We start from the raw sequence: 10,307 nt of genomic DNA, 5'->3' as shown, positions 1-10,307 counted from the left end.
AATGCGCAATAGCCATCATAAAGGTTTGGTCACGGTAATAGCCCGATCTCCAATCGCCTTTTAAAAAAGCTTTAGCCATAGCTAACTGAGGCATTTCTTTCCGTCACCGAAAATTCCAAATTTGGCTTTTCCTGTTAGTACCTCACGGCGTCCTAATAAACTACATTCCCTACTTACGGTAGCAATTCTATAGTCGTTTAAAACTTCTGTTTTAAAATCTTCAAAAGAAAGATTGCTTGTTAAGTCTGGAGTTATTTGCATAATAGTTAGGATATCATTTTTGCAAAAGTAGTTAATATTAACGATTTTTACAATGATATGCGGCGTTAAAATATTGTTATTTGTTTGGTAAAAAATGGATTAATGCTGTTTTTGTTGAATTATTTTCATAAAAAATATTTTATTTATGATAATTCATCAAAAATTAAAACCATCGGCGCCTAAATAGACCTAAAAGTGCTTGTGGGTCTACGGTGAATTTAAACCTAATCTTTTGATCGTAGTTTGGTTGACCAATTTCCCAACCTAAATTAGAATAAAGTGGTAAGTAAATTTCAAAATAATCAGTCACTAAATTAATACGTAAACCGGAATCGTAAACAAAATGCGCATTGTCATATTTATTTTTTATAAGTCCCACATCACCATAAAGTAAAATGTAATTCCAAAGGGTCGTGCTGGCATTTGCAGTTGTAATCCATTGATTTGCAAAAGCGGTTTCTAATTTCGATTTAAACCCTCCTTCAGCCTCAATATATTGTTGGCTAAACAAACCTGTAGATTCCGATCGGCCTAAATACGAATAATCAAATAAATAATCAGATGGTTTGTCTAATGCAAAACTAAAATAGTTGGAAGTCCTGTCAGTATTATTAGTTAAAAATGCTCCAGTGAAAAAACGAATATTCAATTGCCTATTGCTTTCAAACAAACGACGATACTCGTAATTAAAAGCCACTTTACTGAATTTTTTTGCAATTTGTAAATCGGTGTACCAACTGCTGTATTTAATAAGGTTGTTGTTCGAGTTTATAAAACGCGCGTTGAATACGCTGTAATTAGGGGTGTTGTTTTCTGTGTTAGGTATTGGGTTTTCGTCTTGTTTAATATCGAGATATCTAATATTGATAAGTTGTTGTTTGTTAGATCTTAAATCAGAATGATCTCTAAAGTTTAGCGAAATTGAAGGGGATAGTTTGGTTACAAATAGATCTTCTGCATACGATTTATAACTTCCAGAAACGCCATAACTCAAGGCGTACAGATTTTTGTTTTTAAAATAATGTGTTTTATAAGCCGAAAGACCACCGGTAAGTGTTTTCGATTTAAACGCATACTGAGGTTCTAATCTATAGTTAAAAAGTTTCCTTAGTATGGTTTTGTTGTATGCTTTTATGCCTAAAGTAAGTCCGTCGTAAATATTATTAAATTCAGTAATAGGCATTAAAAAAACTTGATTGTAATGTGGGTCTTCAATATCTTTAAATAAGCGTACTTGCAAAGGTTTATTATTGAACAAAAAGCCTTTTAACGATTTCCAGTTGTCTCTTAAATTGTATTCAGGAATGGTGTTTTCGTAATTTAAAGCGAGTTTGTTAGCGCCGTTTCTGGGGAGGGTTACGGTTTTACTACCATCTATATTTTCAATCCAATCTTTAGAAACAATGCTATCATTTTCGAGCATGTAAAGTGATACGGGCATCGCATTTTCACTCTTATTTTTTATAATCACTGTGACCGAGTCATCCGTTTTTGAAACCTCTTGTATTTTAAAATCAATTTTTCTATCGGAAGAGATATAATCTTTAAAAAACCAATCAATATTTTTTTCTGTTTTCGATTTTAATACAGCTTCAAATGCCTTTGTATTGGTCTGTTTTAGTTTGTTTTCGCGTAAAAAAGAATTGATTGTGGTTTCAATCGTATCATCGTTTACAAAGTCTTCTAAATATTTTAAACCTAAGCCTGCCTTGTATTTATTCGCAATGTTTTTGTTGAATTTCAATAAAGAATCCTTCGCCATGGTCAACGGTTGGTTTCTATTGGTTCTGGCCATTAACATGTAAGCCAACATGTATTTATCATTAAAGGTCATGCTTGCGGCATGAAAGGGTTTTACTGCCCAGTAATCGGCTAAGCTGCCCAAGAACTTCATGTTTGGGTAATGCTCATTGACATAATTAATGGTATAAAATATTTGAATACCATCCAGTAGCCATTGCTCTTCGCGAGGATTTATAAGAAGTGTGTTTTCTAAATAATTATGTAGAATAATTTTGAGTAACTTTAATTCGTATTGCAGTGTTTTTGGGTAAGGTTCTATAATTTTTGGCAGAAAATTAAGCCCATAAACAGGATCTTTTGAATAATCAATTTTGGTAAGTAGTAATTTATCATGAGGATATGCGCCGAAGTTCTTAAGTAAAAACTTTGATACCTTTTCAGTAATTAATACTTTTTCAATAACCATTAAATCGCCATCGTCAATATCAGAAACAATAGCAAAATCATCGCCTTTTATAGTTTCAAAATCAGAGACTTGGTTTAAGAAAAGTTTAGTATTTACGCGATCTTTTCCTTCAAGTCTAACCGATGTATAACCGTTTGAAGACTGCGTTTCTTTAATGTCTAATTCTGAAGTTAAGGTGTAGTTTTCCGGGAATTCAATGTCCAGTACCATATCGGTCTTCGGAATATACATGTCATCTAAATCCTTATTACTGTAATACTGCCAATTTCCATCGAAAACTGCAGGTGTAATGTACCAATACCGTAAGTTTAAATCACCAGTATCTGTAATGCCGTAGCTGGTAAATTTGCTATTAGGTACTTGCACCATATATTCCAGATCAATGGTGTAAGTCGCATTTGGTTTTAATGGTTCGGCAAGCTTTACTTTGATAACATCTAATTGGTTTTTTAAAGGAGAAAACTCTAAATTGACGTTATTTTGAGTCATTGAAGTAATAACAGAAAACCCACGATCTTCGTTTTTGGCTAAGTGAAAAACCGTTTTATATTCCTCTGCAAGTCGAGTGGCTAAGGCTGTTTTTTTTGTTGAAAAACTATTGCTCCAATCATTTAAATAAATGGAATCAAGTGTTTGGTTTGTTGTGTTCTGGTATTGTATCGTTTGTTTTATTTTAATCGTTTTGTTTTCAATATCAAACCGCGCCTTTAAGTCAATTTTATTCTGACTAAAGACCGAGAGGCACATCGAAAAGGTTACAATAAAAAATAAAAACTTTAACTTCAATTTATTCAAACATTAAATAAGGTTCATAATATTTAAGGCGTTGCAATATAGTAAAATATGCACGCATAATAATTTACTTTTAGTTAAAACCAAAGGTGTTGACAAGAAGATTGAAAATTAAAGTTTGGAAATTTCCCCGAAGTTAGAATTTTTTCAATGACTTCTGATTTCTATAAATTAGATTTCAGAAGTATGAAAAAAATGTAATTGTTTTTTCTTTGTTGAATCAAAAAAACTTCAACAATTTATTTTCCGACAATCATCGGTATGCTAACGCGGGGCAATCTGCCAAAACCAGTAATTAATCCCAATTGATAACCGGTTTTGTATGGTGTTAAAAATTCGGACTTAAGCCAGATTCATTATAAAAAGCATCTAAAATATCGATAACTTCATCTTCGGTATCTACCAAATGAATTAAATCTAAATCCTTAACGCTAATGTTTTCAAAAGTATCTAATAGGGTCGATTTTATCCAGTCTAGCAAGCCGCTCCAGAAATCGGTGCCCACCAAGATTATCGGGAATTTACCAATTTTATGTGTTTGAATAAGCGTCATAGCTTCGAATAATTCATCTAAAGTACCAAAACCACCAGGCATAACAACAAAGCCTTGAGAGTATTTTACAAACATTACTTTTCTAACAAAAAAGTAATCAAAATCTAAACTCTTGTCATTATCAATATAAGGGTTGTCGTGCTGTTCAAAAGGCAAGTCGATATTCAATCCAACAGAGGTTCCTCCCGATAAGTGTGCGCCTTTATTCCCTGCTTCCATAATTCCAGGACCACCACCAGTAATAACGCCGTAACCATGCTCTACAATTTTACCTGCCACTTTTTCGGCCAATTTATAATATTTATGATCTGGTTTTGTACGTGCCGATCCAAAAATAGAAACACAAGGGCCTATTTTACTCATTTTCTCAAAACCGTTAACAAATTCTCCCATTATTTTAAAAATGGCCCAAGAATCGTTCGTTTTCTTTTCGTTCCAACCTTTTGGGTGCAGTTCTTTTCTCATAGTTGTATGTTTTATCTTTTTAAAGATTTTTTAAGTTTAGCAATCTAAAAATTTAATTTTGAATTAAAAATTAGCTTAGACTGTTTGTTTATTGTGCTAATTCCTTTTTAAGAAATCTTGCCGTATGGCTTTTTTTGTGTTTGGCAACGGTTTCAGGTGATCCTTCGACAATAACTTTACCTCCGCCTTGGCCACCTTCATAACCTATATCAATAATATAGTCTACAGTTTTAATCACATCTAAATTATGTTCAATAATTAAAACCGTATTTCCTTTGTCGGCTAATTTGTTTAAAACAATCATTAACACCCTAATATCCTCAAAATGTAAGCCTGTTGTAGGTTCATCTAGAATATAAAAAGTATTTCCTGTATCGCGTTTTGATAACTCGGTAGCCAATTTAATACGTTGCGCTTCACCACCAGAAAGGGTGGTGCTTTGCTGCCCCAAGGTAATATATCCTAGGCCAACATCCTGAATTGTTTTTAATTTTCTGTAAATCTTAGGGATATGTTCAAAGAATTCAACCGCATCACTAATGGTCATATTTAACACATCACTGATCGATTTGCCTTTATAACGAATTTCTAAAGTTTCGCGGTTAAAACGTTTGCCTTGACAAGTTTCGCATTCCACATAAACATCTGGAAGAAAATTCATTTCAATAACGCGTAAACCACCACCTTGACAGGTTTCGCAACGTCCGCCTTTAACGTTAAAACTAAAACGTCCGGCTTTATAACCACGAATCATAGCTTCGGGTATTTTGGCAAATAAAGCTCTAATTTCACTAAAAGTACCCGTGTATGTTACAGGGTTACTTCTCGGAGTTCTACCTATGGGTGATTGATTAATATCAATCACTTTGTCTATATGTTCTAGCCCTTTTATGCTTTTGTACGGCATGGGTTTTTTAACGCCATTAAAATAATAAGCGTTTAAAATAGGGTAGAGGGTTTCGTTTATTAAAGTCGATTTTCCGCTTCCGGAAACACCTGTAACACCTATCATTTTTCCTAACGGAATTTTTACAGATACGTTTTTTAAATTATTTCCGGTACAGCCTTTAAGTTCTAAGAAATTACCATTGCCTTCACGACGTTTTTTCGGGATTTCTATTTCTTTTTTACCATTTAAGTAATCGGCCGTTAGCGTGTCGTGCGTTAATAATTCTGTGGGTGTGCCGATACTAATGATGTTTCCGCCATATTTTCCGGCTTTAGGGCCTATGTCAATTACGTAATCAGCGCGTTCTATCATATCTTTATCATGTTCTACCACAATAACAGAATTTCCAATGTCGCGCAATGCTACTAAAGAATTTATCAGTTTTTCATTATCTCGTTGGTGTAAACCAATACTCGGTTCGTCTAAAATATAAAGGACACCAACCAATTGAGATCCAATTTGTGTGGCCAATCTAATCCGTTGTGCTTCGCCTCCAGAAAGCGATTTCGAGCTTCGGTTTAATGATAAATAATTAAGACCTACATCGAGTAAAAATTGTAAGCGGGTTTTAATTTCTTTTATAACTTCTTCGGCAATTTTGAGTTGTTTTTCCGAAAGGTGATCGTTTAAATCTTTGAACCATTCCGAAAGTTCTACAATATCACTATTGGCAAGTTCGGCAATGTTTTTATTATTTATTTTAAAATAAAGCGATTCTTTTTTTAGTCGAGAACCTTCGCAAACGGGACATTTAACTTTGTCCATATAATCTTTAGCCCAACGTTTTAAAGAGGTCGATTCGGCTGTTTTGTATTGGTTTTCTATAAAATTGGCAACACCTTCAAAGTCTATTTTATAATCGCGCGTAACACCTAATGTTTTACTTTCTACCGAGAATTTTTCGTTTCCACCATACATTATCATTTGTTTGGCTTCCTTCGGAATATCTTTATAAGCGTCGGTTAATTTAAAATTGAAACGTTGCGCAATGGTTTCAAACTGTTTAAAAATCCAAGAATTTTTTTCAGGACCATGTGGTGCTAGTGCGCCGTTTTTAATTGAAAGTTTTTCATCAGGAACAATTTTACTTTCATTTACTTGATACAACTCGCCAATACCATTACAGTGGTTGCAAGCACCTTTTGGTGAGTTAAAAGAAAAGTTATTTGGTTCTGGATTTGGGTATGAGATCCCTGAAGTCGGGCACATTAAACTACGGCTAAAGTATCGCGCTTCCTGTGTGTCTTGATCTATAACTAGTAATACATCTTCACCATGATACATGGCCGTGTTTATGGTTTCTGTTAAGCGTTTATCATTATCGGCAGTATCGTCAATTTTTAATCTATCAATAACAATTTCAATATCGTGATTTTTATAACGGTCCAATTTCATCCCTTTTACAAGATCTTTAATTTCTCCGTCGGTTCTTACTTTTACAAAACCTTGTTTTGCAATTTGCTCAAATAATTCACGATAGTGCCCTTTTCTAGAACGTACAACTGGAGCAAGAACATTAATACGTTTGCCGTTAAAATCTTTTAAAATTAGAGCTTTAATTTGCTCGTCGCTATAACTTACCATTTTATCGCCGGTGTTGTAGCTGTATGCATCACTGGCACGAGCAAAAAGCAGTCGCATAAAATCGTAAATTTCTGTAATGGTACCAACGGTAGAACGTGGCGACTTACTCGTCGTTTTTTGTTCAATGGCAATTACAGGCGAAAGTCCGTCAATTTTATCAACATCTGGGCGCTCTAATCCGCCTAAAAATTGTCGGGCATAGGCCGAAAAGGTTTCAATATAGCGACGCTGACCTTCAGCATAAATGGTGTCGAAAGCAAGCGAAGATTTTCCACTTCCCGATAAACCTGTGATTACTACAAGTTTTTCCCTTGGAATGGAAACGTCTATATTTTTAAGGTTGTGAACGCGTGCTCCTTTTACTTCAATAAAATCATCAAATTGGCTCATAAATAGGCAAAAGGGCAAAGTTACAATTTTTTGATGTTAAAATCTTGTGAAGTTATACTGTGAATTTTGTTAAAATAGTTGGGGTGTTTTGAAGCGGTAGTGCGGGCGGTTATTAATGATGTAGCCCCGAATTCACTAAATTTTTAATTTTACTGATGAAAATTAATCATTTTAGGAATTCGGGGCTGAAACAGCATCGTGATGTTATAAATTATAGCGATTTAATTATTGAATCACTGATAATTCTCCTGAGTTTATAGATTTATTGTAATTGGCTTTTACTGAATTAAGATAGCCGAAAAACTTACCGCCATCCTTCTTTTTTAAAGTAACATACTGCGTACCGTTTTTATCGGTTTCAACGTGACTAATTTCAACATGGTTTCCTTTTACGCTTTTGTAATTAGCAATTTTCCCGCGTTTGACAAGGAAGTTTAATTGAGGGAAATCGACGTGGTTGTAAAACTGATTAGATGGTCCGTTAACCATTAATTGATCGCCTACTTGAGGTGTTTCTTGTGCAGTAATGGTAATAAAAAAAGCAGTAAATAAAAGAGTTAAAAAAGGTGTTTTCATAAATGGTAATGGTTTAGATTATTTTGTTTAAATATAAAGCTTAAAAACACTGTAGTCAATGGGTTTAAGAAAGATTAACAAATTTGAAATACGCCTAATTTTGGCGTAATACCCTGTCTGTTTTAGGGGTTGTTTAGTGAGATGTTGTGCTTAAGAATAAAGTAGTCAAATAAATGATATGTAAAGAGTAATAAAAGCGTTGTAAAGGAGGTTTTAACCCTTGTAAATTATGGGTTGGCTGTATATGAGGGATTCTTTGTTTTTAACTTTTTTTTAAGAGTTTAAAATGAAAAGGAATCGATGTTGTACTTTAAAATGACTTACATTAATTACGTGTTATTGGGCATCATATTAATGATGGCAATTTAAAAGAACAAGGTAAAATGAAGTGTTAACCTATTAGTGTTAATTCTCCTGAATCATCAATTTTATATTCAAAATAAAACCATTTTTTCAGTTTTGATTTTTCTTCAATTTTGAAAGCTGTTATCAAACGTTCTCCATCTGTTTTTAGATAGATGGCGCCGTAAACGGATACATTCGTTTTAGCTAATTTGGTAATGGTTTCATCAATTAAAGCATTGAGTTTTTCTGATGGGGTTTTGACTAATTTAGCAATATTCTTTTTTAAAGTTGCCACTAAATTTTGGTCTTCATGTTCTCTGGTAGAACGCTGTAATTCTGTTGAGAGTAAAACGGGCGATTCTCCTCTGCCGTATTTTCCTAGCCGTCCTAATAAGTCAGGTCTGGGGTGTACATGTCCTTCTTCATCTCCAGATGAAATTACAAAGCAGGCAGGATTTACGGCCTCCATAAACTCGTTGGTTACATCAGAAGCGCCGTGGTGGCAAACCTTCATCACTTCAGCATTAAACCAGTTTTTTGCTTCATCAATCATATTTTTTGAAGCTTCGGAACCGTATTTTGGAAACGATTTTCGCTGTGTGTAATGTTTTAGAAGAAATTTTTCGGCAGGTTGTTTAAATCTCCACCAAATAGCACTTTAAATTTTCCGTAATGCAATCTTAAAATGATGGAATGTCCATTTTTTGTTTTTCCGTAGCTACTTATTTTTTCTAAACGTAGATTACCTTGATTGTCGCTGTTGGTTACGGGGCCTAAAACTTCAATGCTGTAATTTTTTCCATCGGAGGGGCAAAACCAGGCATATATTTTCTGCCATTTTCATGAGTGCTTGGCTAGCATCCGTAGATAACATTTTAAAGTTTTTTATTTTCGGATTGCTAAGTGCGGCATGCATAATTTTTGGAAAAACAAAACGACCAAAAGTACTTTCGTCAGTAAAATGCTTTTTGATTTCAGTGTCGTCAATTGCTAAATTTTCAATATAACTTATGTTCGTTTCAGGGTCTTTCTTTAAACCGCCAACTTTAGCGAAGGTTCCGCTAACCGGGCGTTCAACTAGTCCGTTTTGGTAAATGGTTTGGTACTTAAGCGTATTTAGCTTTAAGTTTTTGATGTTTTCAAAATCTGCAATTAGTTTTCTTCTATTTAGAATGTGATAATCTTTTTCCCAATTATGACCAATTTTGAAGTTGATGCCTTTAATGTTTTGCATTGCTATTTGAGCCTTTTCTGGGGGCAGAGAGTTGCTTTTAATATCTTGTAAAGGTCTGTTTATATAGCTTGGAACTTTTTTTTGTTCAAATAAATTAAGAGTGGTTTGTTTTGAGGCAATGGTCCAATCTAGGTAAGTATTTGGAATTTCTCCAGTAGGCCAATTGTTATCTACTTTACTGTTAAAATGAATAATAGATTTAATCTCAGGAAAATTATTTTCTATAGCAATGAAGGCGTTGTCTTGCAATTGGAAACGTTTTTTGTAGGTTACTGGTTAAAGCACCGAATTCGGATATAACAACAGGTGTTCCCGGAAGGTTTTTAAACGCGTCGTGGAATGGGTTTATATAAAGCTTCAAACTCCTGTGATTTTCCATCTGATTTAAGTCGCCGTAGTTTAGTATGTTTACGCAATCCAATCAACATAAGCTTCGCCTGGATAAAAAGAGGCAACATGCTCCGGTTTCCACGGGTTCCAAATCCATACCACATTATCCGCGCCTTGTTTTTTTGAAAAATTTCATAAGTATGTATCCAAGCGTTTTTTAACTTTTCTGATGCTTTATCTCCGGTAACATACCACGGATAAAATGGGTTGTCAAACTCATGAGCAAATCTCAAAAAAACGGGATGTTTTATAGGTTTAAGGGTGTTTGCAAAATCGGCAATATAGTTATCAAAATAGCCTGTTTCTATAAGGTTGTATACATGATGATTTTCCGAGTTAAAATCACCTTCAAAAGTGTTTATCCAAGGTTCCCATGTGATTACAGGTATTGAATTTTGTTTGTAAATAGAATCTATTAAGGTTTTGGAAAGTTTGATTCTATATTTTTGTGCCATGGCAAGTACAATGAAATTAGATCAAATTTATGATTTCCAAATTTTGTATTTGTTTTTACTGTATTTAAATCGGTGAGTCCGTTATCTATTTTAGGTGCAAAAAC

General features: G+C 34.0%; 7 protein-coding genes and 1 pseudogene. All 8 read right to left on the bottom strand.

Going from position 1 to position 10,307, the window contains the following annotated elements; genetic code table 11:
- Nucleotides 1-261 (bottom strand): annotated as a pseudogene (locus QWY92_RS02015) (transketolase); the annotation flags it as partial.
- A 163-nt stretch (nt 262-424) separates the two neighbouring features.
- On the bottom strand, nt 425-3,217 hold the full coding sequence (locus QWY92_RS02010) for a gluzincin family metallopeptidase (protein WP_290268253.1): 2,793 nt from the start codon (nt 3,215-3,217) through the stop codon (nt 425-427).
- Between the two features lie 373 nt (nt 3,218-3,590).
- The gene (locus tag QWY92_RS02005) at nt 3,591-4,280 is read right to left on the bottom strand and encodes an LOG family protein (RefSeq protein WP_290268251.1); all 690 of its coding nucleotides are present in this window, start codon (nt 4,278-4,280) and stop codon (nt 3,591-3,593) included.
- Nucleotides 4,281-4,368: 88 nt separating this feature from the next.
- Nucleotides 4,369-7,203 (bottom strand): excinuclease ABC subunit UvrA, encoded by a 2,835-nt coding sequence (uvrA, locus tag QWY92_RS02000; RefSeq protein ID WP_290268249.1) that lies wholly within the window; start codon nt 7,201-7,203, stop codon nt 4,369-4,371.
- A gap of 225 nt (nt 7,204-7,428) precedes the next feature.
- Nucleotides 7,429-7,779 (bottom strand): hypothetical protein, encoded by a 351-nt coding sequence (locus QWY92_RS01995; protein ID WP_290268247.1) that lies wholly within the window; start codon nt 7,777-7,779, stop codon nt 7,429-7,431.
- A gap of 391 nt (nt 7,780-8,170) precedes the next feature.
- Complete coding sequence (locus QWY92_RS01990) at nt 8,171-8,677, bottom strand: ComEC/Rec2 family competence protein (protein WP_290268245.1); 507 nt, start codon at nt 8,675-8,677, stop codon at nt 8,171-8,173.
- A gap of 228 nt (nt 8,678-8,905) precedes the next feature.
- Entirely contained in the window at nt 8,906-9,607 is a 702-nt protein-coding gene (locus tag QWY92_RS01985; RefSeq protein ID WP_290268243.1) for a hypothetical protein, read from the bottom strand.
- 74 nt (nt 9,608-9,681) lie between these two features.
- Entirely contained in the window at nt 9,682-10,203 is a 522-nt protein-coding gene (locus QWY92_RS01980) for a glycoside hydrolase family 26 protein (protein WP_290268241.1), read from the bottom strand.
- Nucleotides 10,204-10,307: the final 104 nt, after the last annotated feature.

The sequence above is a fragment of the Algibacter miyuki genome (assembly GCF_030409805.1).
GTDB classification, from domain to species: domain Bacteria; phylum Bacteroidota; class Bacteroidia; order Flavobacteriales; family Flavobacteriaceae; genus Algibacter; species Algibacter miyuki.
This window is presented reverse-complemented; position numbering and strand designations above follow the sequence as displayed.

Bases quoted from the DNA above. Each gene is read 5' to 3' on its own strand.
- QWY92_RS02010 (WP_290268253.1), bottom strand. From the start codon at position 3,217: ATGTGCCTCTCGGTCTTTAGTCAGAATAAAATTGACTTAAAGGCGCGG.
- QWY92_RS02005 (WP_290268251.1), bottom strand. From the start codon at position 4,280: ATGAGAAAAGAACTGCACCCAAAAGGTTGGAACGAAAAGAAAACGAAC.
- uvrA (WP_290268249.1), bottom strand. From the start codon at position 7,203: ATGAGCCAATTTGATGATTTTATTGAAGTAAAAGGAGCACGCGTTCAC.
- QWY92_RS01995 (WP_290268247.1), bottom strand. From the start codon at position 7,779: ATGAAAACACCTTTTTTAACTCTTTTATTTACTGCTTTTTTTATTACC.
- QWY92_RS01990 (WP_290268245.1), bottom strand. From the start codon at position 8,677: ATGATTGATGAAGCAAAAAACTGGTTTAATGCTGAAGTGATGAAGGTT.
- QWY92_RS01980 (WP_290268241.1), bottom strand. From the start codon at position 10,203: ATGGCACAAAAATATAGAATCAAACTTTCCAAAACCTTAATAGATTCT.